The 23,963-nt window shown below is 68.1% G+C and carries 26 protein-coding genes and 3 pseudogenes; 12 read left to right on the top strand and 17 right to left on the bottom strand.

Annotated features, from left to right (window positions below; translation table 11 throughout):
- Positions 1 to 93: 93 nt before the first annotated feature.
- Positions 94 to 468, top strand: coding sequence for a winged helix-turn-helix transcriptional regulator (locus OHT21_RS22210; protein WP_328770103.1), 375 nt, complete (start codon positions 94 to 96; stop codon positions 466 to 468).
- A 31-nt stretch (positions 469 to 499) separates the two neighbouring features.
- On the opposite strand, the gene OHT21_RS22215 is transcribed toward OHT21_RS22210, so the two are convergent.
- Together OHT21_RS22215 and OHT21_RS22220 are read right to left on the bottom strand one after the other, a co-directional pair.
- Entirely contained in the window at positions 500 to 895 is a 396-nt protein-coding gene (locus OHT21_RS22215; protein WP_328770104.1) for a nuclear transport factor 2 family protein, read from the bottom strand.
- A gap of 156 nt (positions 896 to 1,051) precedes the next feature.
- Positions 1,052 to 1,597: pseudogene (locus tag OHT21_RS22220) on the bottom strand (L-tyrosine/L-tryptophan isonitrile synthase family protein); the annotation flags it as partial.
- Between the two features lie 258 nt (positions 1,598 to 1,855).
- On the opposite strand from OHT21_RS22220, the gene OHT21_RS22225 reads away from it, so the two are divergent.
- Entirely contained in the window at positions 1,856 to 3,547 is a 1,692-nt protein-coding gene (locus OHT21_RS22225) for a lysyl oxidase family protein (protein ID WP_328770105.1), read from the top strand.
- A gap of 246 nt (positions 3,548 to 3,793) precedes the next feature.
- Here the strand turns inward: OHT21_RS22225 and OHT21_RS22230 are convergent, their stop codons facing one another.
- From OHT21_RS22230 to OHT21_RS22240, 3 genes are all read right to left on the bottom strand, one after another.
- The gene (locus OHT21_RS22230) at positions 3,794 to 4,234 is read right to left on the bottom strand and encodes a VOC family protein (RefSeq protein ID WP_328770106.1); all 441 of its coding nucleotides are present in this window, start codon (positions 4,232 to 4,234) and stop codon (positions 3,794 to 3,796) included.
- Positions 4,235 to 4,382: 148 nt separating this feature from the next.
- On the bottom strand, positions 4,383 to 5,030 hold the full coding sequence (locus OHT21_RS22235) for a response regulator transcription factor (protein ID WP_328770107.1): 648 nt from the start codon (positions 5,028 to 5,030) through the stop codon (positions 4,383 to 4,385).
- Positions 5,021 to 6,241: a sensor histidine kinase gene (locus OHT21_RS22240; protein ID WP_328770108.1), complete on the bottom strand. Its 1,221-nt coding sequence runs from the start codon at positions 6,239 to 6,241 to the stop codon at positions 5,021 to 5,023. Before OHT21_RS22240 ends, OHT21_RS22235 begins: the two co-directional genes overlap by 10 nt.
- 109 nt (positions 6,242 to 6,350) lie before the next feature.
- Here OHT21_RS22240 and OHT21_RS22245 point away from each other — a divergent pair, with 109 nt between their 5' ends.
- The 4 genes from OHT21_RS22245 (at position 6,351) to OHT21_RS22260 (ending at position 10,760) form a co-directional block, all read left to right on the top strand.
- On the top strand, positions 6,351 to 7,904 hold the full coding sequence (locus tag OHT21_RS22245; protein ID WP_328770109.1) for a serine hydrolase domain-containing protein: 1,554 nt from the start codon (positions 6,351 to 6,353) through the stop codon (positions 7,902 to 7,904).
- A gap of 258 nt (positions 7,905 to 8,162) precedes the next feature.
- On the top strand, positions 8,163 to 8,366 hold the full coding sequence (locus tag OHT21_RS22250; protein ID WP_006136369.1) for a cold-shock protein: 204 nt from the start codon (positions 8,163 to 8,165) through the stop codon (positions 8,364 to 8,366).
- A gap of 391 nt (positions 8,367 to 8,757) precedes the next feature.
- On the top strand, positions 8,758 to 10,299 hold the full coding sequence (locus OHT21_RS22255; protein WP_328770110.1) for a DEAD/DEAH box helicase: 1,542 nt from the start codon (positions 8,758 to 8,760) through the stop codon (positions 10,297 to 10,299).
- Between the two features lie 152 nt (positions 10,300 to 10,451).
- Positions 10,452 to 10,760, top strand: coding sequence for an SCO5918 family protein (locus OHT21_RS22260; RefSeq protein ID WP_328770111.1), 309 nt, complete (start codon positions 10,452 to 10,454; stop codon positions 10,758 to 10,760).
- An 88-nt stretch (positions 10,761 to 10,848) separates the two neighbouring features.
- Here OHT21_RS22260 and OHT21_RS22265 read toward each other — a convergent pair whose 3' ends face one another.
- Positions 10,849 to 11,223, bottom strand: coding sequence for a hypothetical protein (locus OHT21_RS22265; protein ID WP_328770112.1), 375 nt, complete (start codon positions 11,221 to 11,223; stop codon positions 10,849 to 10,851).
- A gap of 748 nt (positions 11,224 to 11,971) precedes the next feature.
- Here OHT21_RS22265 and OHT21_RS22270 point away from each other — a divergent pair.
- Together OHT21_RS22270 and OHT21_RS22275 are read left to right on the top strand one after the other, a co-directional pair.
- A complete protein-coding gene (locus tag OHT21_RS22270; protein ID WP_328770113.1) occupies positions 11,972 to 12,310 on the top strand; it encodes a helix-turn-helix domain-containing protein in 339 nt (112 codons plus the stop codon).
- Positions 12,311 to 12,543: 233 nt separating this feature from the next.
- Positions 12,544 to 12,813 (top strand): annotated as a pseudogene (locus OHT21_RS22275) (hypothetical protein); the annotation flags it as partial.
- Positions 12,814 to 13,054: 241 nt separating this feature from the next.
- Here OHT21_RS22275 and OHT21_RS22280 read toward each other — a convergent pair.
- From OHT21_RS22280 to OHT21_RS22305, 6 genes are all read right to left on the bottom strand, one after another.
- On the bottom strand, positions 13,055 to 13,678 hold the full coding sequence (locus tag OHT21_RS22280; RefSeq protein WP_328770114.1) for a TetR/AcrR family transcriptional regulator: 624 nt from the start codon (positions 13,676 to 13,678) through the stop codon (positions 13,055 to 13,057).
- Positions 13,679 to 13,812: 134 nt separating this feature from the next.
- On the bottom strand, positions 13,813 to 14,712 hold the full coding sequence (locus OHT21_RS22285; protein WP_328770115.1) for a hypothetical protein: 900 nt from the start codon (positions 14,710 to 14,712) through the stop codon (positions 13,813 to 13,815).
- Positions 14,713 to 14,973: 261 nt separating this feature from the next.
- Positions 14,974 to 15,294, bottom strand: a complete 321-nt coding sequence (locus tag OHT21_RS22290) for a transcriptional regulator (RefSeq protein ID WP_328770116.1) — start codon at positions 15,292 to 15,294, stop codon at positions 14,974 to 14,976.
- Positions 15,291 to 15,782: a hypothetical protein gene (locus OHT21_RS22295; protein WP_328770117.1), complete on the bottom strand. Its 492-nt coding sequence runs from the start codon at positions 15,780 to 15,782 to the stop codon at positions 15,291 to 15,293. Before OHT21_RS22295 ends, OHT21_RS22290 begins: the two co-directional genes overlap by 4 nt.
- Before the next feature lie 149 nt (positions 15,783 to 15,931).
- Positions 15,932 to 16,510, bottom strand: coding sequence for a hypothetical protein (locus OHT21_RS22300; protein WP_328770118.1), 579 nt, complete (start codon positions 16,508 to 16,510; stop codon positions 15,932 to 15,934).
- 83 nt (positions 16,511 to 16,593) lie between these two features.
- Positions 16,594 to 16,953 carry a PadR family transcriptional regulator gene (locus OHT21_RS22305; RefSeq protein ID WP_328770119.1) on the bottom strand — a complete coding sequence of 120 codons (360 nt, stop codon included), beginning with the start codon at positions 16,951 to 16,953 and terminating at the stop codon, positions 16,594 to 16,596.
- A gap of 549 nt (positions 16,954 to 17,502) precedes the next feature.
- Here OHT21_RS22305 and OHT21_RS22310 point away from each other — a divergent pair.
- Both OHT21_RS22310 and OHT21_RS22315 read left to right on the top strand, forming a co-directional pair.
- Positions 17,503 to 18,294, top strand: coding sequence for a CAP domain-containing protein (locus tag OHT21_RS22310; RefSeq protein WP_328770120.1), 792 nt, complete (start codon positions 17,503 to 17,505; stop codon positions 18,292 to 18,294).
- A 105-nt stretch (positions 18,295 to 18,399) separates the two neighbouring features.
- A complete protein-coding gene (locus OHT21_RS22315) occupies positions 18,400 to 18,945 on the top strand; it encodes an AAA family ATPase (protein ID WP_328770121.1) in 546 nt (181 codons plus the stop codon).
- Between the two features lie 164 nt (positions 18,946 to 19,109).
- Here the strand turns inward: OHT21_RS22315 and OHT21_RS22320 are convergent, their stop codons facing one another.
- Positions 19,110 to 19,313 carry a hypothetical protein gene (locus tag OHT21_RS22320; RefSeq protein WP_328770122.1) on the bottom strand — a complete coding sequence of 68 codons (204 nt, stop codon included), beginning with the start codon at positions 19,311 to 19,313 and terminating at the stop codon, positions 19,110 to 19,112.
- Between the two features lie 68 nt (positions 19,314 to 19,381).
- Here OHT21_RS22320 and OHT21_RS22325 point away from each other — a divergent pair.
- Positions 19,382 to 19,570 (top strand): annotated as a pseudogene (locus tag OHT21_RS22325) (hypothetical protein); the annotation flags it as partial.
- 315 nt (positions 19,571 to 19,885) lie between these two features.
- On the opposite strand, the gene OHT21_RS22330 reads toward OHT21_RS22325, so the two are convergent.
- The gene (locus OHT21_RS22330; protein ID WP_328770123.1) at positions 19,886 to 20,353 is read right to left on the bottom strand and encodes a MarR family winged helix-turn-helix transcriptional regulator; all 468 of its coding nucleotides are present in this window, start codon (positions 20,351 to 20,353) and stop codon (positions 19,886 to 19,888) included.
- Positions 20,354 to 20,415: 62 nt separating this feature from the next.
- Between OHT21_RS22330 and OHT21_RS44725 the strand changes: the two genes are divergently transcribed.
- Positions 20,416 to 20,718, top strand: a complete 303-nt coding sequence (locus OHT21_RS44725; protein ID WP_443050416.1) for a transposase — start codon at positions 20,416 to 20,418, stop codon at positions 20,716 to 20,718.
- Positions 20,719 to 21,577: 859 nt separating this feature from the next.
- Here the strand turns inward: OHT21_RS44725 and OHT21_RS22340 are convergent.
- From OHT21_RS22340 to OHT21_RS22350, 3 genes are all read right to left on the bottom strand, one after another.
- On the bottom strand, positions 21,578 to 22,117 hold the full coding sequence (locus OHT21_RS22340) for a GNAT family N-acetyltransferase (protein ID WP_328770124.1): 540 nt from the start codon (positions 22,115 to 22,117) through the stop codon (positions 21,578 to 21,580).
- Between the two features lie 143 nt (positions 22,118 to 22,260).
- A complete protein-coding gene (locus OHT21_RS22345) occupies positions 22,261 to 23,139 on the bottom strand; it encodes an alpha/beta fold hydrolase (RefSeq protein ID WP_328770125.1) in 879 nt (292 codons plus the stop codon).
- Between the two features lie 28 nt (positions 23,140 to 23,167).
- Positions 23,168 to 23,869 (bottom strand): SDR family oxidoreductase, encoded by a 702-nt coding sequence (locus OHT21_RS22350; protein WP_328770126.1) that lies wholly within the window; start codon positions 23,867 to 23,869, stop codon positions 23,168 to 23,170.
- Positions 23,870 to 23,963 lie beyond the last annotated feature (94 nt).

Raw genomic sequence — 23,963 nt, forward strand, 5'->3', positions numbered from 1 at the left:
GCGCTGTTGTGGAGTCGAGTACTGCCTACTGGGGCCCTACACTCACCACCGGTAACCAATCGCCTTCACGTAACCGATGAGGGGATGTCTCGCATGCCACAGCTGCCGGCCTTCGACGTCATGACGGCGACCTGCCCGTCCCGCACCTCACTGGTTCGCATCGCCAACAAGTGGACGGCCATGGTGGTCATCGCCCTCAGTTCCGGCCGCATGCGCTTCCGCGAGCTGCGCGCCACCGTCGACGGCATCAGCGCCAAGGTCCTCACCGAGACCCTCCGGGACCTGGAACGGGACGGACTCGTCACCCGGCATGTGTACGCGGAGGTCCCGCCCAGGGTCGAGTACGAGCTCACCGAACTGGGTCGCACCCTGCACGCCCCGCTTCAGGCATTGGGCAGTTGGGCCGAGGACCACATCACCGAAGTACTCGCGGCACGCGAGAGTTACGACGCCCGCCAGCGGCCGTGACTGGTCACCAGAGGTCAACGATGCGGGTGGCCTACTGTCCCCAGAAGGCGTCCTCGGCGACCTGGTCGCCGGAGAACAGCCACATCTCGACGATCTTGCCGTCCTTGAGGCGCAGGACATCCACGCCGTCCATGCCCATGGAGGCGTCCTCGCGCTCGCCGGCGAAGTGGATCGAGGCGGCCACCATGTCGCCGTTGCCCATCAGGGTGTGGACCGTGTCGATGGCGAAGGAGCCCTGGCTGGCCTCCATCATTCCGCCGAGCATCGCGAAGACGGCGTCGCGCCCCTTGTGCTCGCCGGAGAACCGGTTGGCGCCCGGCTGGTGCCAGACGATCTCCTCGGCCAGGAGCTCGCCCACCTTGGCCAGGTCGCCCTTCTGCACGGCCTGGAAGTACTCACTCGCGATGTCGACGTTCTTGCCGGTCATGACAACACTCCTTACGCCCCTGACGTAGAGGCGATACGACTTGCCGTTACGGGTTCGCCCTGCTGTACCTCCATACTCACCATCAGTAACCAGTCACCTCAACGTAACCAATGGGCCAATGTGACGCACGCCACACACGACTTCGGCGCGCGTATCTCAGCCCCTCTCGAAGTGGCTCGGTCTGCCGTTCCGGTGGACCAGGCGGCCGAGCCGCTCCGCCCTCGCCCGCGGCATGAGCGTCCACCTGCCGTCGGAATCGCGTAGGGCGGCCGAGTGCCAGGGGGTGGTCCAAGCATCGGGTGCGTCGAGGAGGCGCATGCCGAACTTGGCGGCGCCGATGGGCTGGGGATGGATGGACAGGCGTACGGCGCGGGGGTGGTGCTCGGCGATGAGGTCGCCCCAGGCGCGGCTGCGCTGGATGACGCCGTAGGCGCGTCTACGGCGTTCGCGCTGGAGGGCGGAGCGGCTGCCGGTGAAGTCGGTGGTGTCGTCGAGGAGGAAGCGGGTGATGCCCCGATACAGGGCGAGGGTGGGGGCGTCGGCGCGGACCTCGGCGCGCAGGGCCTCCAGGGTGGGGGCGTACTGGTCGTGGACGCGGGCGCGTTTGGTGTCGTGGGGGAGGTCGCCGAGGACGTCGCGCAGGTCGAGGACGGACAGGTGGTGCAGGTCCAACGTCCGTATGACTGCACGGAGTTCGTCAGAGAGCGGGCGGCGGCACCAGTCTCCGCAACGCGAAACCCGCTTCGGTGGAGGACTGCTGGGCTTCTTCCATCACCGGCCTCCTGACCTTGCTCGGACAGCTCGGACACGGGAACCACGGCTGGATCCCCTACGGCCGTACCGATAGAGGAGTCGGCTCACACAAGGAGCGAGTTCCGTACGCCCCTGAATTGAGTTCTTCGTCAACAGGCAACCACACGCCCTTTTCACCTCTCTCACAGGTTGCTCACAGACTTGATCATGGCGCTCACAGACGAGGATCAGATGACCAGACAGCAGCACCACCGCAGTCGCCTGCAGCGTTCGGCGTTAGCCGCAGGCGCCGCGCTCACCGTCGCCGTCGCCGGGGCGGGAGCCGCTCCCGGAGCCGGGGCGGCCGAGGAGGGCACGGCAGGCAAGCCGAAGCTCAAGCTGATCGCCGCGTCGAACGCGGTGACAGCCGAACGCTGGGAGTGGGAGGGGGAGACCGGCGTCGACCTGGACCTGGGGACGTACGTCACCGTCGACAACGCGCCACTGGAGATCAAGGTCAAGCGCAAGTCGTACAAGGACCCCATAGTCGCCCAGCAGATCCTGCGCGACGGCACGAAGACCACGACCAAGACCCTCCCCGCCGGCCTGGTGAAGGACTTCACCGGGCTGCCCGGCTTCCTGGAGGTGTCTTTCGAGGACGCGGCAGGCCAGGAGGTGGCCAAGAGCAAGGGCAACTTCTGCCCGAACAACGCCTCCGGCCGTATCCGCCCCGACGGCGCGGCGACCTCCCACTATCCGCAGAGCTGCCCGACCAACCCGTTCACGCTGGGCTCGGTGTGGGGCGTGGAGAGGGGCTGGGCGTCCAACTCCAGCGCCTACGGCTACGACGAGCCGGTGGACCTGGCGGTCGGTGAGTACACGGCGAAGGTGCGGGTGGCGAAGAAGTACCGGGACCTGTTCGGCATCCCCAACGACCAGCCGACGATCAAGGTGACGGTGCGTGAGGAGAACGACGGGGGCGGCGGCGCGGGACTGACCGCCCGCTCCGGCCACTCCGGGCACTCCGGGCATCAGGCCGCCGGCCGCGCGGGCCACCACGGCCCCGACGCCCCCACCCCGGGCGCCCTCTCGCACGCCCTCGAGGACCGGGGCCTGGCCCACCACTTGGGCGACGGACCCGGCCACACCGACGGCTCCCGCATCGCGCCCGCACTGAAGCCGGCCACCAAGCGGCCCACCGGCCGGGCGAGCGTCCCGGCCGACGTGCCCAAGCCCGACCTGCGGTCCCTGCCCGCCTTCAACATCGCCATCAGCGACGGTGCGGACGGCGACGTGGCCGACAAGGACTACCTCGCCTTCAGCGCCAACGTCTGGAACGCGGGCCCCGCCCCCCTCGTCGTGGACGGCTTCCGCAGCCCCGGCAAGGACCTGATGGACGCCTACCAGTACTTCTACGACGCGGCCGGCAAGCAGGTCGGCTACACCCCCACCGGCACCATGGAGTGGGACCCGCGCGAGGGCCACGATCACTGGCACTTCACCGACTTCGCCAGCTACCGCCTGCTCAGCGCGGACCAGACGAAGGAGATCCGCAGCGGCAAGGAGGCGTTCTGCCTGGCCAACACTGACGCCGTCGACTACACGGTGAAGAACGCCAACTGGAAGCCGTTCAACACCGATCTGTCGACCGCCTGCGGCGAGGAGAACTCCATCTCCGTACGGGAGGTCCTCGACGTCGGCTCCGGTGACACGTACACCCAGGACATTCCCGGGCAGTCCTTCGACATCAGCGACGTGCCGAACGGCACGTACTACATCCAGGTCATCGCCAACCCGGAGAAGCGCCTCAAGGAGACGAACACCGGCAACAACGTCGCGCTGCGCAAGGTCGTCCTGAGCGGTGAGCCGGGCGCACGCTCGGTGACCGTGCCGCCGCACCATCTGATCGACGCCCCGTAAGGAGTCCGCGGTGCTCCTGGGACCCGTCGCTCCGGCGCGGGCCTCAGGGGCACCGGCACCGCGTCCCGGTGGTCACCGCGGCTCTCGTAGAGGAGCAACAGAGTCCCTTGCTACGGTGCGCCGATGTCCCATACCTGGGGAGTCCGGATGCCCGCGCGTTCATGGCGCGCCCTGAGTCCGGCCGCCTCCAGCGCGTAGTCGCTGACCTGGGCTTTTTAGCTGTCCCACAAGGGATCGGATCCCTTCTCAGCGCAGTTGCTCGGCCAGTCCGACGATGATGCCCTCCGGGCCGCGGAGGTAGCAGAGCAGGTAACTGTCCTCGAACTTGGCGATCTCGCCGACGAGTTCGGCGCCGTGAGGGCGCAGGCGGGCGACGGTGTCCGCGATGTCGTCGACGGCGAACATGACGCGGTGCGTGCCCAGAATGTTGTGCGGCCGGTTGCGCGGCCCGGCGCTGATCACCGCGGGACTGCGGTACTTCGCCAGCTCGAGCCGACTGTGACCGTCCGGGGTACGGAGCATCGCGATGTCACAGCGGACGCCGTCGAGTCCGGTGCACCGATCGGCGACGGGGCCCTCGACCTCCCCCCTGCCCTCCAGCTCCATACCGAGTTCCACGAAGAACGCGACGGCGGCATCCATGTCCCCGACGACGATGCCGACGTTGTCCATCCGCTGAATCGCCATGCTGGCTTCCCCTTCTTCCGCTTCTTCCGCGTGTTTCATCCTCGTACGGCCGGTGGTGGCCGCTGATGCCCCTGGGACGCAGCCGGTGGCACGTTCTCGACATCCGCAGACCGCCGAACTCGGAGAAATCTGGACCGCTCGTCGCCGGTCATCCGCGGAGGTAGGTGAGGACGGCGAGGACGCGGCGGTGGCCGTGGCCGTCGAGGTGGAGCTCGAGTTTCTGGAGGATGTTGCTGACGTGCTTGTTGACCGCTGCCTCGGTGACGTACAGCTCGCGGGCGATGGCGGTGTTGGTGCGCCCCTCGGCCATCAGGGCGAGGACCTCGCGCTCTCGGGGCGTGAGGCGCTGCAGGGGATCGCGGCGGCGGTTGAGAAGTTGGCGGACCACCTCGGGATCCACGACCGTCGCGCCCGCGGCGACCTGGGCGACCGCGTCGACGAACTCGCTGACGGCGCTGACGCGGTCCTTGAGGAGGTAGCCGACCCCGGTGTCGCTGCCGAGATCGAGCAGATGGGCTGCGTAGGACTGCTCGATGTACTGGCTGAGTACCAGGACCGGCAGGCTGGGGCGTTCCTGGCGCAGGGCGACGGCGGCGCGCAGGCCGTCGTCGGTGTTGTCCGGTGGCATGCGGACGTCGGTGACGACGATGTCGGGAGCGTGTTCCCGGACCGCCGCGATCAGGGCGTCCGCGTCGCCGACGGCGGCAAGCACCTGGTGGCCGAAGCGGGTGAGCACGCCGACCAGGCCGTCCCGCATCAGCGGGGAGTCCTCGGCGAGTACGACGGTCAACGGCACGGCAACTCCACGTGCATCAGGGTAGGCCCGCCCTGTGGGCTGGAGATGCGGAGTCTGCCGTCCGCCACGGCGACACGGTCGGCCAGGCCGACGAGTCCGGTGCCCGCCTCCGGTGTGGCGCCGCCGATGCCGTCGTCACTGACGGACAGGTCCAGCAGGTCGGTGTGCAGGCGGGCGTGCACCTCGACTCGGGTTGCCTGACTGTGCTTGACGGCGTTGGTCAGAGCCTCGGCGATCACGAAGTACGCCGCTGTCTCCACGGAGAGTGGCAGCCGACGAGGCAGGCGGATGTCGACCGTGACGGGCAGTACGGAGCGCCCCGCCAGGTTCTCGACCGCGGCGGCCAGACCGTGGTCGGTGAGGGCCTTCGGGTGGACGCCGCGGCTGAGCTCACGCAACTCGTCGACAGCGAGCGCCACTTGTTCCTGTGCCTTGGCGAGCCGGCCGGCCATAGGTGAGTCCGGCTCGGTGTCGAGGGCGGCCAGACCGAGCATCACGTTCAGGGAGACCAGCCGCTGCTGTGCCCCATCGTGAAGGTCCCGCTCGATCCGGCGCCGCTCCGCGTCGAAGGCATCGACCAGCCGCACCCTGGAGGCCCGTACGTCGGTGAGCTCACGGCCCAGTTCGCTGTCGCGCGGCGCCAGCATGAGACGGGTGACGGCCGCCCTGGCGCCGGCCCAGGCGGTGATGGTGTACGGCGCGGCGGCGAGCAGGCAGAGACCGACGATCACCAGCGGCCAGGCGCCGGCGTCGTCGAGGGGCGACATGATCACCAGTACGGGGACGACCAGGGCGAAGCCCAGGACGAGGAAGTCCATCCACCACAGAGCGGTCGCCGACACCGCGGTGAAGCCCAGCTCACGCCAGGTCGCGGGCTCTCGCAGCCGGGTTCGTACCCATCCGACGAGTCCCGGACGTTCGGGGGCCCGGTGCGGGTCCGGCACCGGGTCGAGGTCCACCAGGCGCAGGCGCCACCGCTCGAAGCGGGTGACGGCGACACCGGACAGCGCCACACCGAGCAGGATCGGCACCCCCGCCAACACCACCAGCGATACGGCCCCTGCGACCAGCGCCACCACGAGGACCGCGCCGGCAACGGCACCGAAGACCACACCGGACAGCAGATAGGCGAAGGACCGCCAGGGCCAGCTGGAGCCGAGCACCTTCAGCGGGTTCTGACCGAGCGCCTGCCAGGCGGTCCGATGTCGCATCCCTCGAACCTACCGAGCCGGGGATCTTGGGGCAGTAGTGCATGCACTACCTCTGAACTCGCGTGCGCGCCCGTGCGCCGGCAGGGGATGGACCGGTGCACTGGCCTGCATGAAGCTGATCACCGTCCCTACCGGCATGCGTCGCCGACTCGGCACCGTGCTGGCCGCGCTCGGCATCGCGGTCGCGGCCACCGCCGTACCGGCCTCCTCGGCCCCGCGGTCCACCGTCGCCCTGGAGTCCACCGCCGCCTCGGGGTCGTACGCCGCCCCGGATCCGGCCTCGATCGACCGATTCGTACGCGACTACCTGGAGCAGACCCGGCTGCCGGGCGCGGTGGTCGCCGTGACCGAGGGCGACCGGGTCGTCCACACCGCGGGATACGGGCACACCGCCTCCGGTCAGGCCATGACGGAGCGGACGCGCCTACCCGTGGCGTCACTGTCGAAGTCCATGACCGCACTCGCCGTCATGCAACTGGTAGAGGCGGGCAAAGTCGACCTGGACCAGCCTGTGCACCGCTATCTGCCCGAGTTCACCCTGGCCGACCGGCGTTCCCGGGAGATCACCGTCCGGCAGGTCCTGACCCAGACCTCCGGTATGGCCGACTCCGCCTACCCGGATCTGACCCGCGCCCAGCCGCACACCCTCAAAGAGGCCGTCGCCGCGATGCGCGAGGCGCCCCTCGCCGCCGAGCCAGGAACCCGGTACCGCTACCACAACCCCAACTACTTCGTCGCGGCACGCCTGGTGGAGGTGGTCAGCGGACAGCCCTTCGCCGACTACCTCTCCGTCAATCTCTTCGATCCGCTGCGCATGACGCACACCGCCTCCCTCGACACGACCACCGAGATGCCCGACCGGGCGCGCGGCTACGTCCGCGCCTACGGCACCGTGTTGTCCCGTCCGCACCCGCGCTGGTTCACCGCGGGCGGCCACGGTGTCGTCACCACGGCCGACGACCTCTCCCGGTGGCTCATCGCCCAGAACAACCAGGGCGTGTCCGCCGAGGACCGCCGTATCGCCACCGCACGCACCATCGAGCTGACGCACACCCCACCGAAGGCGCCGAAGGACACGGACTACGGGATGGGTTGGCGGCGGAATCGGCAGGGTGACGGGCCCGAGCAGATCCAGCACAGCGGCCAACTCCTGACCCACAACTCCATGGCCACACTGCTGCCCGACAGCCGGATCGGCATCGCGGTCGTCACCAATACCGGCCTGATCTCCGGAGACGACGCCGCCCAGATCTCGCAGGGCCTCGTCGACCTCGCGCGGGGCAAGAAGCCCGAGGTGGCGAAGCCCTTCTCGATGACGGCCGACTGGGTTCTGGCGGCCCTGACTCTGCTGGCGGCGGGTCTCGGCATCCGCGGTGTCCTGCGCGCGCCCCGATGGGCGCGGCGCTCCGCACGGCGACCATGGTGGCGTACGGCCCTGCGGTTGCTGCCCCAGACGCTCCCGATCCTCTTCCTCGCTCAACTCGCCGCGCTGCTCGGCCTGTTGATGAACCGCTCCGGAACCCTGGCGCAGACCACCTACGCCTGGCCGGCCCTTGTCGTATGCGCGGCAGTCGGGAGCCTCGCCTCCGTCGCGGTCGTCAGCGCCCGGGCTCTCGCCTTGTTCCGCTGCCGCCAACAGGCAATATCTGTGACCGCGAAATGAGAAATAGACGCCACGCTCGATGAAGATTCCTCACTCGGCAGGTGGAACAGAATTACTCAGGGCACACCGTCGATCGCACCGTGATACTGTCGATCCCAGTTGCAGTTGTGGTTCCCGAACGCTTGGGAGTGTTCTCGCCGGTTTTATACGCCGGTGGAGCTCCTTACATCTCCGGTTAATTTCCGGCGGGGTGATCATCGCGACGACGCGGAGTCCGCACAGTGTGGACTCCGAACACCGCCCCAAAGGAGATTCAATATGGCTACCGGCACCGTGAAGTGGTTCAACGCGGAAAAGGGCTTCGGCTTCATCGAGCAGGACGGCGGCGGCGCCGACGTCTTCGCTCACTACTCGAACATCGCCGCTCAGGGCTTCCGTGAGCTGTTGGAAGGCCAGAAGGTCACCTTCGACATCGCGCAGGGCCAGAAGGGCCCGACGGCCGAGAACATCGTTCCCGCCTGACGCCGGCACGTACTTCGCAGCTGGGGCCCGCACCTTGGGGTGCGGGCCCCAGCTGGTCGATTTTCGGGGCGCGGGCCATCTGACAGCCCGTCCTCCCCTCGCACTTTCAGCCGCAGCGTGATCCAGGGGGCATGGCCCAGGGCATGGCCCCCTTGATCCCCCATTCATCTCCTGCTGCATTCCTTACTGCATCCTCTGCTGCCGGGATCTCACTATTCTCGTGAGAGACAAATCTCACGCGTATCCCTGCGCATTCACCACGCATGCCTCGCACATTCCCTTCGGGATCCCATCCGATCCCGCATCGCCATCGGCTCGTTCTCGCGATTCTCTGCGCTGCTCAATTGCTGCGGGAATTCCTTGATTCGTGCCATATCAAGGAAGGTTCCGCATGAACCGCACCCGTACAAACGATCGCTTCGCCCGCACTCGCGCCGGAGGTTCCGGCTCCAAGAGGGGCGGCAGCCGCTACGGAGCCGGGGCCGGAAGCGCAGTCCCCGGCCGCTCCGGTACTCCGCGCCGTCCCGAAGGGTACGGACGTCGACAGGCCGCGCCTCAGGGTGAGTTCGCGCTGCCGAAGACGATCACCCCCGCGCTCGGTGCCGTCGAGACGTTCGCCGAACTCTCCATGCCTGCGCCGTTGCTGGCCGCGCTCGGCCACGAAGGCGTGACCGCACCGTTCCCGATCCAGGCGGCGACTCTGCCGAACTCCCTCGCCGGCCGCGACGTCCTCGGCCGTGGCCGCACCGGTTCGGGCAAGACGCTCGCCTTCGGCCTCGCGGTCCTCGCCCGTACGGCCGGTCAGCGCGCCGAGCCCCGGCAGCCGCTGGCCCTCGTCCTCGTACCCACCCGCGAGCTCGCCCAACAGGTCACCGACGCGCTCACTCCGTACGCCCGAGCTCTGCGGCTGCGGCTGACCACCGTGGTCGGCGGGATGTCGATCGGCAGGCAGGCCGGGGCACTGCGGGGCGGTGCGGAGGTCGTCGTCGCCACGCCTGGCCGGCTCAAGGACCTCATCGACCGCGGCGACTGCCGGCTGGACCGCGTCGCCATCACCGTTCTCGACGAGGCCGACCAGATGACCGACATGGGCTTCATGCCCCAGGTCACCGCGCTGCTCGACCAGGTGCGTCCCGAGGGTCAGCGGATGCTCTTCTCGGCCACCCTGGACCGTAACGTCGACCTGCTGGTCCGCCGCTATCTGCACGACCCGGTGGTCCACTCCGTCGACCCGTCCGCGGGTGCGGTCACCACCATGGAGCATCACGTACTCCACGTACGCGGCGCGGACAAGCACCGCACCACCACCGAGATCGCGGCCCGCGAGGGCCGGGTGCTCATGTTCCTGGACACCAAGCACGCGGTGGACCGGCTGACCGAGCATCTGCTGAACAGCGGCGTCCGCGCCGGCGCCCTGCACGGCGGCAAGTCCCAGCCGCAGCGCACCCGGACCCTGGACCGGTTCAAGGCCGGGCATGTGACGGTGCTGGTGGCGACCAATGTCGCGGCACGCGGAATCCACGTCGACAACCTCGATCTGGTCGTGAACGTCGATCCGCCCAGCGACCACAAGGACTATCTGCACCGTGGCGGCCGTACGGCACGCGCGGGCGAGTCCGGCAGCGTGGTCACCCTGGTGACCCCCAACCAGCGCCGCGACATGAGCCGGCTGATGGCCGCCGCCGGCATCACGCCCCAGACAACCCAAGTGAACTCGGGTGAAGCGGAGTTGACCCGCATCACAGGCGCTCAGGCCCCTTCGGGTGTCCCGGTCACCATCACGGTGCCGGTCGCGGAACGCCCCCGGCGCGGCGCCTCTTCCTCGTCCCCGTCCCGGGGCCGCCGCCGCGGTCGCCCCGCCCAGGGCCGACCCACCGGCGAGGCGGCACGCCGCACGGCACAGCGGCCGCCCGCCTCCAACCCGGCGGCCTAGAACCGACAGCTCCACCCTCCACGTACACGGACCGGGTCGTCTACGGGACGTCCTCGGCGCCGGTGGACCACTGGGCGTGCTCGCCCACTCCCGCGGACCCGCGTCAGCCGGCCGGTCAGCCCCGTACTCGTACTCCATCCCTGTGAGGCATCATGCGCTGTGTCATCGCCCGGTTCCCGTTCGAGTTCACCAAGCAAGAGGTAGTGGACTCCATGAAGGGCATCAAGCCCGAGGCCATCACGGGTGAGTCCGTGCTCATCGGCCGCCGCCACTATCCCGTCAAGCAAGTGGGCGAAGTCATCACCCGGCAGGACCGCCGTGACTTCACCAGCGGGGAAGTCACCCGCGCCATGAGCCGCCTCGGTTTCACCTGCCGCGACGGCGAGGAGAGCGCGCCCGCCGCCCCCGCCCTGACACCGCTGCAGGCCGCATCGGCCCTGCTTGGTACGCCCGCCTCCTGAGCAATGAGGACCGGCCGAAGCCGGCGGCATCACAGCAGCGACGAGAGCCCTGCCGACACACGTCGGCAGGGCTCTCGTCGTGAGCGTCTCAGGGTTCGGAGTAGCTGAAGTCGCCCACGGTCCAGGCACTGACGTCGCTGATCGCGACTCGGTACATGCCACCCGTCTCGGGGATCCCGACACTGCCCTGCAGGATCCGGGCGAGATGGAAGTGCAGGTGCGTGGGCGCCTCACCGCGGTCGGTTCGGTCCTCTGACCGATCGGCATCGAAGACACCGGAGAACTGGCCGAGACGGTCCGAGTCCTTCAGTACCTCCGACACGCGCTCCCTCCACACGGCTTCGGGCGCCAGCCGGCCGGTGATGACGGCTCCGCCCACCACCACGGTCAGCGACATCTGATTGCTTTGCGCGGACTCCACCTTGGCGGCGATGTCCGCGAGCAGGTCGTCAGGTTTCGACATGAGAGCCGATTTTATGCAGCGGTCGGTCCTCTGTGCCCATTTCCTGTACGTGACCTTGTACGGGATCTCCGGCGCCGACGCGATGCCGGCGCACGGGGGGGGTGGGGAGCCGAGCACCGGAGCGGTGGGGACCGGGGCGCTGGAGCGGTGGAGACCGGGGCGCTGGAGCGCATGGTTCACCGTGCCGCCGCTGTCGGTCGCCACTGTCAGTCGGCGCAAAATACCTACGCCTCGAGAGCACCGAAATCTATGCTCGCCGGAGTAGACATTGGCTGGTGATCTGGTTAAGGTTCCTTTCGTAGACACGGTCAAGAAGGCCCGGCAGACACGAACTGCCAGGCAGCGGTACATGAAGTTCGCAGGTCAGGGCGACTGTGGAGTTCCGAAGCCAGGTTGTTCGCAGGACGGTGACGGGGCTGACAGTCGCACTGGGCGGCTCGCAGGTTGAGGGGCCGCCGACAGCAGTACCAGCAGTTCGCATCACTCAGAGGAAGGACGGAGGGAGCAGACGCCATCAGGATCGCCCGGCCCGGGAAGCATCATCCGGTCGGGTACCGCAAGACCCGGATTGGAAGGTGGTCCCCGGTCACGAATCCGCGATCCCCGCATTTCCGGCCCTCTCCCGGGCCGGGCAGCGGAAACAGCAGGTCGGCAGAGCAGTAAGGCCGACAGATGGTGTTCAATCCCTTCGGGGCCCTGGTGCCGCACGGCACCAGGGCCCCTCGACGCGTCGTACAACGAGGTGTAAATGACAGCAGATACTCCGCTCAGCGGTCGTCTGGACGACGACGACTACCCCGCGTACACCATGGGCCGGGCCGCCGAAATGCTCGGCACCACCCCCGGCTTTCTCCGGGCCATCGGTGAGGCCCGTCTGATCACTCCGCTCCGCTCGGAAGGCGGGCACCGCCGGTACTCCCGTTACCAGCTGCGGATCGCCGCCCGCGCCCGCGAACTCGTCGACCAGGGGACCCCGATCGAGGCCGCCTGCCGCATCGTCATCCTCGAGGACCAGCTCGAGGAAGCGCAGCGCATCAACGCCGAGTACCGCCGCGCCGCGAAGGACGAGTCCGACAGTTCCAGCTGAGTACTTCGGCCAAGGCCCACTTCCCTATGGGCGACGGGCCCGGGTGGGGTGGCAACTTTCGGCGCTGGATCGTGTATTGGAGCGCGCCGGGAGGCCATCCGGCCAACGGCTGGGGAATGAACGTAGGCGACGCTGGAGAGAGACGCGCCGGAGCGGCGCAGGCCGGTCCGGTCCATCGCTGCGGTTCGGCCAGGGGCTCGTCGGGTCAACTGCCTCATCCCCTTGTTCACCGGCTGCGGCCCACCTTCTCCTGCGCCCCCGAGGACGGCGCCCGCTTCGTCCAGGACCGCATCGCCAAGGAGAGCGACGAGATCTGGGCCGTACTGGAGGCCGGTGGCCGGGTCTACATCTGCGGGGACGGCCGCCGCATGGCCCCCGCGGTGCGGGATGCGTTCATGGCGATCTACCGCAAGCACACCGGCGCGGGCGGCGACGAGGCCGGCGCCTGGCTGAACGCCCTGATCGAGTCTGGCCAGTACGTGGAAGACGTCTGGGCCGGCTGACCACCCAGAGTGCGCTGGTCCGGCTGACCACCCAGGGTGCGGCGCCGACGCCCACCGCACTCCCCGCCGAGCCCGGCGAGCCTGCCGGGCCCGCCGGGCCCGCCGACCGACAGGGCCACGGACGCCCCCTCCCCCCATGTCCGTGGCCCTGTCTTCTACGAAACGGGGCGCGGACGCTGCTGTGACGGTGACAGTGGCGGTGACGGCGGCAACGGCGAGGTCGGCCTGTTCCGCCCCGCCGTCACTTCGTCGGCAGGGCCATGAGCTCCATTCGGCCGCCGGCGAGCGCGACGACAGCGGAGACCAGAGCCTGCAGACAGATGAGCTCGGCCTCCTCGTCGGGCAGTGAGAGATGCTGCACCGAGAGGCCGTCGAAGCCGGCCAGGAAGAACCGGGCGAGGGTCTCCGCCGGCTGGGCGAGCTGGTGACCGGTGCGCTCGGCCGCCTCGGTCACCAGCTTCGTCGTCACGGCCATCGTCTCGCGGGAGTGGCTCTCAAGGGCTTCCTGCAGCCGCGGTGTCCGGAGCGCGAACATGGACAGTTCGTGGAGGAGCTGGTGGGTGGTCGGCTGCTCGCGCAGGGTCCGCCACAGGGCGGTGGCGAGCGCCGCGATCGACTCCTCGAAGCCGGCGTCCGCGGGCGCCGCCCGTTCGACCTGGGCGACCAGATCATGGGTGAGCTGCTCCATGACAGCCCGGTACAGATCTTCCTTGGTGCCGAAGGTGTAGTGCACCGTCGCCTGGGCCACGCCCAGCTCGGCCGCGATGGCACGGGTGCTTCCGGCAGCCACCCCCTCCCTGGTCATGAGGTCGATGGCGGCCTTGATCAGCTGAGGGCGGCGCTCCGCCGCGGAAACATGAGCCATGGGGAACATCATATCGACTTTGTCCAGCGATCAAGTCGTACGACCAAATTGCGGCGGCGGCACCACCGCGTGGACCGGTGGTGCCGCCTCGTGTCGCCTGCCCTGCGCCGGGATGGGCGGGCGGGATCAGTGGCTCAGCCCCTGCACTGCTGGGCCGCGCTGCAGCCCCGGTTGTAGTCGTTCGCCGGGAGCGCCGGGATGTTCAGGTCCTGGTCCAGGTCGAGGTCGGCGGTCGGGTCGGCAATCGGGTCGTAGCGGTAGTTGGGGACGTAGTTGGGGTTCGGCACCCAGCGTTCCTCGTCGAAGGTGACGCTCTGCATCTCGAGCCGGCCGTTGACCGCCCGCCCCGTCAGGCGGTAGATCTGCACGCCGGTGATCGCCTGGGGCGGAATCCTGTGGAAGAAGGCCCATTCGTCCTGGCTCCGGTAGTGCTCGTACATGGCCGGGTCCCCACGAAGCTGGTCGGGCACGTACAGGGGGACGCCGGTCACGAACCGCGGGTCGATCGTGTAGACGAAGGTCCTGACTTCGTGGGTCGAGTGTATGCAGTGGCTCATGACGAGCCATCCCACGACCGGGATGCTCTCGCCGATCGTCCAGCCCGGCCCCTGGCAACGCGGCTCAGCGGCCTGGTTCGCGAGGGTGATCTGCCCCTGGCTCCGGGCGAACGGCACCGCGACGTCCCGCGTACCCGACGTGGAGATGTAGCCGCTGTCGTTGGACCCGTGTCCGCCGTGGACATGGTTCCTGAGGTCGTAGTTCGTTCCCCGGGCTGTGAAGCCGTTGGCGAAGATGTCGTTCGGGTGCCGGGAGTCGCCGCGGTACACCACACCGGGCGTCGGTCTCTGCGACAGCGCGCCGTTGGGCTCGTCCTGCGCGCTCGCGGAACCGGTGGTCGTCACGAGCGCACCGGTGGCGATCAGCGTCACGAGAAGGAACCGCAGGACGAGATGGAAGGGCTTCGGCAGTCGGCGCTGCGTCCGCCACCGAGGCGCGCCGCGCTGGGGGCCCGCCACTGTGTGTGAGTGGGGCATACGTGGTTCTCCAGTGCTCGGTCTGCCGTTGTCCGGCCTGACTGCACCGAGGCTGGCGAGGGGAGAGTTGATGGTCACCCCCGTTTCATCAGGGAAATCAATTCGCGCCGGGTGAGGATTTGATTGGCGGAGGGGTTCGTTCGGTACGGCCGGCGGGGGTCGGGTCGGCGAAGGTCGGGTCGGCGACGCGCGCGTCACCTGTCGCCCTCGCTACTTGCAGCGACGGCCGCAGCCGCGCTCCTCATCCGGCTCCGATCATGATCAGAGAGCCGGATCCGACGGCCCCACGATCGCCCGCAGCGCCGCAAGGTGCCCCTGATACGCATCCCGGCCGCGCCGGGTCAGCCGGAGCCACACTCGCTGCCGGGTGTCGCGTACGGCCTTCCGCTGCTCGACGTAGCCGGCGTCCATCAGCACGGTGACGTGCTTGCTCAGCACGGAGGCAGAGAGATCGAGCTGCTTTTGGACCAGACCGAACTCCGCCTCGCCCGCAGCATCCAGGAGGGCGCAGATGCGCAGCCGGTTCGGGGCGTGGATGGTGGTGTCGAACCCCTCCAGCCGGTCGTGGATTTCGGCGCTCACGGCGTCTTCCGGTGCAGGCGTACGAAGGCAAGGTGGAAGCCGACGGACACGGCGACACCGATCAGCGAGGCCGCGAACAGCCACACCGGCCGTCCAGTGGCGCGGAAAGCGAACCCCGCTCCCACCAGCAGCACGGGCAGGCCGATGGTGAGCGGCACGGTCGCCCGCTTCGGCAGTACGTCCAACCGCAGCGCCACCCCGGTCTTGGCGCGCCACGCGTTCCCCGCGACGACGAACAGCGCCAGGTACACCGCGGCACTCGTCACGAGGATGGTCATCCACGCGGAACGCGGCAGCAGCCACTCCGGGTCGGCCATGAAGCCTCCGAACGTGATCGGGAGCGCGGCGATGTAGAGCGTGAGCGTGATGAAGAACCAGTTCGGCCACGGTGTGGCCGACAGCGCCGCGGCGGAGGCCCGTACGTGCTCGGTGTCGGCCAGGGCGGCATGGGCCTGCTCGGGCGTCAGTCGCACCCCGTTAGTTTCCATACCGGAAAGAGTAGCGGCCAGTTTCCGGCATGGAAAGAGACGAGTTTCCAGCACGGCAAGTGACCTGTCCGGCACTTTCGGCGAGTGCCGGACACCGCTGGTCGTACAGAGTCGTACACAACCGCCCGTACTGCCTGCCGCACGAGGCCTCACTCACTGTCGGCCGTGGCGGCCTTCGCGTTCCGTTTGTCGCTGACCACGTAGGCGAGTCCGGGAAGAAGCAGAGCCGCGATGAACCACACCTGAAGCGTGAACAACACCTCATCCCCGACCAGCCATCTGGTGAGCAGTGCTGCAGGCAGGACGACGACGAGGGTGAGCGCCCAGTTCTTGACTATGCCCAGACTGCCGCGCCGCGTTTCCCAGACGACCGTGACGGCCGCGAGAAGCACGTAGAAGGCTATGCGATCGACGGTCAGCTCCACCTGCCCGGTCCAATGGAACAGGCAGGAGAACAGCAGCACGACGCCGAATACGGAGCAGGTCATCGCGACCATACGCAGCACCCGGAGGGCGAGCGGAGCGCGGGCCCGTGCCCACGTCGCGGCAAACGCTCTGACATCGCCACCGACGACGTCCTGAGGTGTACGGCCCGCAGCCTCCGCGTCTTCCAGGTGCGCCGTGAGCTCGTCGAGCATCTCCCGTACGGATGCGTCATCGATCCCTCTGTACTCCCAGTTGCTGCGACAGACCGCGAGTATCTGCTCGTTCGTCATGGCGTGCGTCATGGCGCGCTCTCCCCCGTGATGGATTCGGTGTCCGTCAGGTTTCGGTGTCCGTCAGGTTTCGGTCCGTCAGGTTTCGGTGTCCGTCAGGATTCGGTGTCCGTCAGGATTCGGTCCACCTGCCCGGTGAAGGCGCGCCACACGGCCTGGCCGCTGGTCAGTTCGGCGCGCCCGGCCTCGGTCAGGCGGTAGTACTTGCGCGGGGCGCCGCCGCTCGAGGACGGCGCGCGGTACGAGGAGATGAGCCGCGCCCGTTCCATCCGGGCGAGCAGCGGATAGATGCTGCCCTCGCTCACCAACTCAAGCCCACTGTCCGCCAGCGCCTCCACGAACTCGTAGCCGTACCGCGGCCGACTGGAGATCAGCGACAGCAGACACAAATCAAGGACCCCACGCAGGAGCTGACTGCGCCGCTGGTCATCCGATTCGGGCGCCCCCTTTATCATGCGGTACAAGGTAGTCGGCATTGCCATGCACCGCAAGACACTTGCGCCGCAGGGCAGCCAGCCACCACGCAGGAACTCAGTCGATCCGGCCCCGTCCCGGCTCGGTCCCGACCCGTCCCGGCTCGGTCCCGACCCGTCCCGGCTCGGCAATTCCCACACTTCGAATCAGAGTGATATACATCACGCCGGAATTTTACCGAATGGGATTGATTGACTGATTACTGCTGGTAACAGCTGCACTCTTTTGAATCTCAATCGGGCATTCTCCACCACAGGTGGCAATTCAACCGATTCTCGAGGTCGGCGAAATTAGCACCCGCGACGGCCGGAGAGCCTCTTCGTCCTGGTCACTGGTGTGTGCGGGTGGCGGAGATTGTGTGCCGACGGCTGAATCCGTACGTCCTTATGGGCCGGGCGGACCTCGTCAGGGCCGGTCGGCGGTAGTACGGACGTTCATTGCCCGGTGCGCTCGCCGGTCCCCATAATGACCGGGCTCGCCAGCGCTGCGCTGCTTTGCTGCCAATGCCGGACCACTGAGTGAGGCCACGTATGAACAAGCATCGCCAGAAAAAGAAGCGCCGGAAGATATCCCGTACCGCAGTCATCGTGGTGGCTGCGGGCGCCGTGGGTATTCCTTCGGTCGCACTGGCGAGCGGCAGCGAGCTGGGAGGCTTGCGCAGTGTGGCGTCCTCCTGGCTGGGATGGGGCGGCGGCACATCGGATCAAGTAGCCGACGCGGAGCCCTCGCGGACGCCCTCCGCGTCCCCGGACACCCCCAAGGCGAGCCCTTCTCCTCGTACCACTCCGGCGAAAACCCGGAAAGCCTCCCCCTCGGCGTCCAAGAGCCCCAGTCCCACCCCGACGCGTCCCCGCACCAAGCCCGACAGGCCTGCTCCGCCTCCAAGCACGCCGACTCCGAAGACCACGCGTCCCAGCAAAGCTCCGAGCGCCCCCGCCAGCCCTGCGGATTCCGGCCCCACGAGTCGTGTGCTGGCTCTGGTCAACGCAGAACGCGAGAAGGCAGGTTGCGGCCCGGTGACCACGAACGCCAAGCTCACCAAGGCTGCCCAGAACCACAGCCAGGACATGGCCGACCACAAGAACATGTCGCACACCGGTTCCGACGGTTCGGACATGGGCGAGCGGCTCGCTCGCGTCGGATACAACTTCAGGTCGGCCGGCGAGAACGTCGCCGCCGGATACGGCACCCCCGAAAGCGTCATGGACGGCTGGATGAACAGCCCCGGCCACAAGGCCAACATCCTCAACTGCGGCTTCAAGGAGCTCGGCATCGGCCTGGCCCAGCCGGGCAACTACTGGACGCAGAACTTCGGGTCGTAGCCGGACGGCATCCCTGGCATGGGCCGACCTGCCCGCCGCGTCACGGTGTGTGGTTCGGGGGGCCGCCGTGGCCGGTTGAGGGCATCCATCTGCAGGGAGACGTCTGTGATCGTCTGGGTGAACGGTGCATTCGGCAGCGGGAAGAGCACGCTGGTGGATGAACTACGTCCGCGCTGGCCCGAGGCGCTGGTCTATGACCCGGAGATGGTCGGCTACGTGCTGCGCGAGATCGTTGAAGGACCAACCGGCGACTTTCAGGATCTGCGGCTGTGGAGGCGGCAGGTCGCGGACCTTGCCGTGGGACTCGTCGAGGAGTATGAGCGACCCGTTCTGGTGCCCATGACGCTGGTCAACCCCGGCTATGTCGAGGAGATCTTCGGCGCCCTGAAGGACGCGGGGATAGCTGTCCACCACTTCTTCCTCAAGGTCTCCGAGGACGTGTTGGTGAAGCGGATCGAAGGGCGGAGCTTCACGCCTGACGATCCCGCGCAGGATGAACGGGTGCGCGGGTGGTGCAAGTCCAAGATCGAGTCCTGTATGGCCGCAGTGGACTCGCTGCCCAGTGACACCGTGTTCCTGGACGGCGAGCTGAGCCCGCGGGAGTTGGCCGACGGCGTGCTGGCCCGCGTCGGCGCGGCCCCGGCCCGGTAATCCGGGACCTCGCCGACAGTCGGCCACTGGAGCGTCGCTCGGTCTCGAAGGAAGGGGCCCAGGGGTTCCGGCCCGGCGATCGCATGGATCGGTTCACGTCAGAACGCGCGACAGCGGAGAGCGCGAGTTCGATGCTCGTCGCCCGCTCCATGCGAAACCCCAGGTCAGTGGCCTGGAGCTTCGGTCTTGCCGCTGCCTCCCCTGTCCTTCTGGGCCGGCCCGTACTGCTTGCGCGCCTCAGCCAGTTGATGCCCACGGGCCTCCGCCAGAAGGCGGCGCGATCCGGCTTCCACCTCGGCGGGCTCCACTCCGGCCGAGTACAGCTCCTGCTCCAGGGTCTCCCAGTCCTGCGGGGCCTTCTTGGGCATGCCTGCTCCTCGTCAATCGCCTGTGTCGCCGGTGTGGCCGCGGCAGCCCATCGGGGCCGGGCTCGGTTGCCGAAGCCCGGAAGCGCGGAGTCACCCACACGACCTTCCGCCGCATCACCGAGGCACTGAATCTCAACGGCTCCCTGCGCGAGGACCTGCGCCAACTGCTCATCAGCAACCGCCCGCAGCAGTACACGCCGCCGCTGTGGAGCATCACGGCCAGTGGCCCGACGGACCATGGGGAACCGACACCATGAGCGCATTCAGCAGCGACCTCGGCCTGAGCGTGCAGGACACCACCGGCAACGGCACCGAACTCGACGTGGCAACCAACTTGCTGAACGGCGACATCAGACTGTCGATCCTCTGGACCCAAGAAATCCTGCTGTCCCCGGACGACGCCGACCAGGTAGCCCAAGCCCTTCAACAGGCCGCGGAACAAGGGCGCAGGATCGCAGCGGACACAAGGCGGCAGTTCGACGAGCGCCACTCAGGCTCAACCGAGCCTAAGGGCTGTCCCGCAAAGATCGGTTTGAGTGGCCCGGGGCGCTTGACCCCGGGCTTGCGGTCAATCAGGCGACCGCTCCACCCGCGTTTTGGATCAGCTGCTGGAGCACCTTCACCGTGGTGACGTAGTCCGCGTCGTCGATGCCCTCGTGGAGGGCGGCGCGGATCGCGGGGGCATTGCGGGCCAGATCGACGCGGGCCTGTTCCCCTTCCGGGGTGAGCCACAGCCGGTCCTCGGTGTCCTGGGTCAGCCAGCCGCGTTCAAGGAGCCTCTCTGCTTCCGCCGCCAGGTCGTCCTCTGGACGGATGTAGGAGGTCATTGCCTCCCGCAGCTCGGACAGGGTCATCCCCTCGCCGTCGGGCGAGATGTCGTTCACCGATAGGTTGCGCAGCAGCCAGAATTGGGGCTGGGTGTAGCCCTTTTCGGCCTGCTGGGCACGGGTGTACGCGATGAGCGCTTCGTAGGCGACACCGGTCCAGTACGCGGCGGGCTGTCCGGCGAGTTCGGCGTCGAGGATCTGCTGTGTCGTCATGGGGTATCCCCTCCGTGTTTCAGTGTGGAGCCCGCACACCGTGCAGGTCGTGGTGAGACCGTATGACCTCAAGTTCGGTTGAGGGCAAGCAGGTGATCTTCCGGGCGACTGTGGGTGCGGGAAGGAGGAACCTTGCCTCTGGCCCGGCAGCTAAGGGTTACTTGAGGCGTCGACCCCCGCCACGGACCGATCAACTCCCGGATTGGAAGGAGGAGCACAACCGCTCGCACAAGCAGGTCAGGGCCCGCGTCGAGCACACCTTCGCCCGCATGAAGGACTGGAAGATCCTGCGCGACGGCCGACTCAAAGGCGACGGCGTCCACCACGCCATCCTCGGCATCGCCCGCCTGCACGAGCTCCGGTAGGCAAGTGCGTCGTCAACGATGACGCCGCGAGCGGTGATCGCCCGATCCCACCGGGGAAGGGCAGAGATCTGATCCAGCGTCACCGTCTCGTTCATACCCGGCCACGGCCGTCCAGACAGGCCCATGCGCCAGCGCTCTCCCTGAAGGCCAACCACTCATGAATGCGGGTGGACCGTCACGACCGACCCACACCACCCCAGCCACGACACTCGCGATCATCTACACCCCTGAACGCCGCTCCAGTGCATGCTTCCTCGAAGGAAGCCCGTCCCCAAGGCAGTTCGGCGCGGCACCGGCCCATCTCACTTTCCGCCTCATTCAGCACCGCTCACGGCCGTTCAGATCGGACCTGGGCTGGCCCGTCGACTGGCGGCCGACCGTCCTTACCGCGGGGGGTACCTGCCGACGGGAACTCGCGAGGTCGGGCGACCCCATGACCCCACGTGAACGCCCCTACACACAGCCGATCGCCCCACCACCACAGTTGGAAAGCGTGCGCCTGTCATCGACCTGGGTCAGAGGTGTGCGCGGTCGGCGCTGACAGGTCATTGCCTGGCCATCGACGAAGCCCAGCCGTCGGTTAGGTCCCGGACGAGTCTCCGGGCCGCCCCCAGACAGGCCAGGGATGCAACCATTCCCTTCAGAGCTGGAACCCCCGGAAGCCGACCGCGCGCTTGAGACCATAGCCGCAGGCACTGACGACGGACCTGGTGGATGATCGCAGCTACCCATGCTGAGAGCGCGAGTGCGCCCGTCACCCGCTCCACGACAAACCCCAGGTCAGAGACCGGGGGTTGTTTATCGTCTATTCCTGCGGGCGGGGCGCAACAGTCGCACCATAAGGCCTGGGCGCCATGGCTCAACCGGGCGGCCTGACCGAGGACCGTATGCCGAGCCACTGCTCTGCGTTCCAGGCCTCGAAGCGTTCTGCCTCGGTGAAACCCAGCCTTGCTGCGAGGCGCATTGAGGGGGTGTTGGCGGTCTGGGTGGTGAGGACCACTGGTTCGCCGGGGAGGGCGGCGGTGAGCCAGTCGAGTGCTGCTGTGCACGCCTCGAAGGCGTATCCGTGTCCCCACGACCGTGGCAGGAACAGGTAGCCGAGATCGGCCTTTCCCGCGGCAGTCGGGCGATGGTGCTCCGGTGCTCTTCTGAGCAGGATTTGGCCGATCATCGCGCCGTCGAGCTCGACGACGAAGCTCCCGGGCCACCGTGCGGGCACCTCGGGCATCTCGAGCTCGAGTTCCTCACGCTGCCGGGGACCGCCGAGGTACGTATGCACCTCGGGTGAGGCGAGGAGTTCGATGAACGTCGCACGGTCTTGGGCCAACGGCTCGCGGAGCACGAGCCGTTGGGTTCTGATGGGGGCGGGTGGCCAGGCGACGGGCCCGAGTTCAATCATGGCGGGCAAGCTATCCCACGCCCCTGCCCAGGGATCCGAAAGATGGCCATCTCCGGCCGTCTGAGCTTGGTCTTCTCCCAGTCAGATGCCCAGCAGCCCCGCCAGCCATTACGCAGCGCCGGCGCGGGCCCGTCTCCACGCCGTCACGCCATCCTGTTCAACAAGTCGGCCAGTACGTCCGGCCGTTCCAGGGCGATGAAGTGGCCGGCCTTCGGCAGCTGCATGAAGTCGGCGGTCGGTAGCAGGTCCTTGTTGACTTGCCTGTCTGAGGGGCGGGACCAGTCCTTCTCTCCGTAGATGAGGTGGATGGGGGCCTTGACCTCGGGGTAGCGGGAGCGGGACGCGATGAGGCTGGGCAAGGCCTGGTAGACGGACCGGGCGACCGTCGCGTAGCCGGGGCGGGTGCCTACCTGGAGGAGTTCGTCCAGGTAGTCCTCCCGTAGTGCGGTCTTGTCGCCGAGGCCGCCCTCGAGGATTTTACGGAGGGCGGGCTTGGGCTCCACGCCGGCGATGACCTGGCCTACTCCTGGAGTGAGGACGCCGGTGACCACCACGCGGGCGAGGAGGCTGGAGCGGGCGATGCCGTCGCGGAAGTCGTACGCGTTGATCGCGACGACGCGTCGTACGCGCTCCGGGAGGTCGGCCGCGGTGGTCAGGGCGAGTACCGCGCCCATGGATTCTCCGGCCAACGTCACGTCGTGGAGGTCGAGTTCGGTGAGGAGGCGTTTGACGCCCGCGCGCATGGCCGGTTCGTCGTACGAGGCGCCGGGGACGATCTCCGAGTAGCCCATTCCGGGGAGGTCGAGGGCGTACACCGTGTAGCGGTCCGCGATCAGCGGGATGAGGTGGCGGAAGTGCTCGGCCTGGGTGCGCACGGTGTGCAGCAGGACCAGGGGGGCACCGGTGCCTGCCTTGAGGTAGCGCAGAGCTCCCTCGCGTCCCTCAAGTCCCGCGCGCGGGGTGATGGTGTGGCTGGTGGTCCCCGGGATGTGGATCGTGGGACGTGACTCGGGTCTGGGCATCTCGTCGGGCTCCTTGTATGTGAAGGGGTTACTTGGCCAGTTGGGCGTACAGAGCGGACAGGTCGTCGGCCAGGCCCGCCTTGACCTGGCGTGTGATGTCGTCGGCGAGTACCTCGTACGCGCCTGTCTCGACGCCGTCGAGGGCGAGGGCGGCGACGTCGCGCGGGTCGGACTTGGGTGCGTCGACGCCGGCCGCGAGGTCCGTGTCGACGTATCCCACGTGCAGTCCGGTTACGACGATGCCGCGCGGCTGCAGTTCCAGGCGCAGGGAGTTGGTCTGCGACCACAGGGCGGCCTTGGACGCGCTGTAGGAGCCGCCGAGCGCCAGCCAGGAGAGCACGGAGTGCACGTTGAGCACGTGGCCGCCGCCGTTGCGTTCGATGATCGGTACGAAGGCCCGGGTGAGCAGCAGGGGGCCGTAGAAGTTGGTCTCGAATTCCCGGCGTATGTCGTCGAGCGGGGAGTCGAGGAAGGAGGCGCCGACCGACGCGCCGGCGTTGTTGATCAGTACGGTGACGTCCTGCGCCTGTGCGGCGGCCGCCGCCACGGACGCCGGGTCGGTGACCTCCAGCGCTACCGGGACGGCGTCGGGGTGCGTCACGCTGCGCGGGTCGCGGGCCGTGGCGTACACCTTGCTGGCGCCGCGCTCGTACAGCTCCTCCACCAGGGCCTTGCCTATGCCTCGGCTGCCGCCGGTGACGAAGACGTTGGCGCCCTTCAGTGCGGTCATGACTGCCTCCAGAGAGTGGGAAACCGCTCGGTTTCCGCATACCGTAAACCGATCGGTTTCACTGCGCAAGCCCACGTTGCACCGCCGCCACCCC

This window comes from Streptomyces sp. NBC_00286 (assembly GCF_036173125.1).
GTDB lineage: Bacteria > Actinomycetota > Actinomycetes > Streptomycetales > Streptomycetaceae > Streptomyces.

Excerpts from the sequence above, each read along its gene's own strand:
- OHT21_RS22210 (WP_328770103.1), top strand. The coding sequence starts at position 94 with ATGCCACAGCTGCCGGCCTTCGACGTCATGACGGCGACCTGCCCGTCC.
- OHT21_RS22215 (WP_328770104.1), bottom strand. The coding sequence starts at position 895 with ATGACCGGCAAGAACGTCGACATCGCGAGTGAGTACTTCCAGGCCGTG.
- OHT21_RS22225 (WP_328770105.1), top strand. The coding sequence starts at position 1,856 with ATGGCGCTCACAGACGAGGATCAGATGACCAGACAGCAGCACCACCGC.
- OHT21_RS22230 (WP_328770106.1), bottom strand. The coding sequence starts at position 4,234 with ATGGCGATTCAGCGGATGGACAACGTCGGCATCGTCGTCGGGGACATG.
- OHT21_RS22240 (WP_328770108.1), bottom strand. The coding sequence starts at position 6,241 with ATGCGACATCGGACCGCCTGGCAGGCGCTCGGTCAGAACCCGCTGAAG.
- OHT21_RS22245 (WP_328770109.1), top strand. The coding sequence starts at position 6,351 with ATGAAGCTGATCACCGTCCCTACCGGCATGCGTCGCCGACTCGGCACC.
- OHT21_RS22250 (WP_006136369.1), top strand. The coding sequence starts at position 8,163 with ATGGCTACCGGCACCGTGAAGTGGTTCAACGCGGAAAAGGGCTTCGGC.
- OHT21_RS22255 (WP_328770110.1), top strand. The coding sequence starts at position 8,758 with ATGAACCGCACCCGTACAAACGATCGCTTCGCCCGCACTCGCGCCGGA.
- OHT21_RS22260 (WP_328770111.1), top strand. The coding sequence starts at position 10,452 with ATGCGCTGTGTCATCGCCCGGTTCCCGTTCGAGTTCACCAAGCAAGAG.
- OHT21_RS22265 (WP_328770112.1), bottom strand. The coding sequence starts at position 11,223 with ATGTCGAAACCTGACGACCTGCTCGCGGACATCGCCGCCAAGGTGGAG.
- OHT21_RS22270 (WP_328770113.1), top strand. The coding sequence starts at position 11,972 with ATGACAGCAGATACTCCGCTCAGCGGTCGTCTGGACGACGACGACTAC.
- OHT21_RS22280 (WP_328770114.1), bottom strand. The coding sequence starts at position 13,678 with ATGGCTCATGTTTCCGCGGCGGAGCGCCGCCCTCAGCTGATCAAGGCC.
- OHT21_RS22285 (WP_328770115.1), bottom strand. The coding sequence starts at position 14,712 with ATGCCCCACTCACACACAGTGGCGGGCCCCCAGCGCGGCGCGCCTCGG.
- OHT21_RS22295 (WP_328770117.1), bottom strand. The coding sequence starts at position 15,782 with ATGGAAACTAACGGGGTGCGACTGACGCCCGAGCAGGCCCATGCCGCC.
- OHT21_RS22300 (WP_328770118.1), bottom strand. The coding sequence starts at position 16,510 with ATGACGCACGCCATGACGAACGAGCAGATACTCGCGGTCTGTCGCAGC.
- OHT21_RS22305 (WP_328770119.1), bottom strand. The coding sequence starts at position 16,953 with ATGATAAAGGGGGCGCCCGAATCGGATGACCAGCGGCGCAGTCAGCTC.
- OHT21_RS22310 (WP_328770120.1), top strand. The coding sequence starts at position 17,503 with ATGAACAAGCATCGCCAGAAAAAGAAGCGCCGGAAGATATCCCGTACC.
- OHT21_RS22320 (WP_328770122.1), bottom strand. The coding sequence starts at position 19,313 with ATGCCCAAGAAGGCCCCGCAGGACTGGGAGACCCTGGAGCAGGAGCTG.
- OHT21_RS22330 (WP_328770123.1), bottom strand. The coding sequence starts at position 20,353 with ATGACGACACAGCAGATCCTCGACGCCGAACTCGCCGGACAGCCCGCC.
- OHT21_RS44725 (WP_443050416.1), top strand. The coding sequence starts at position 20,416 with ATGACCTCAAGTTCGGTTGAGGGCAAGCAGGTGATCTTCCGGGCGACT.
- OHT21_RS22340 (WP_328770124.1), bottom strand. The coding sequence starts at position 22,117 with ATGATTGAACTCGGGCCCGTCGCCTGGCCACCCGCCCCCATCAGAACC.
- OHT21_RS22345 (WP_328770125.1), bottom strand. The coding sequence starts at position 23,139 with ATGCCCAGACCCGAGTCACGTCCCACGATCCACATCCCGGGGACCACC.
- OHT21_RS22350 (WP_328770126.1), bottom strand. The coding sequence starts at position 23,869 with ATGACCGCACTGAAGGGCGCCAACGTCTTCGTCACCGGCGGCAGCCGA.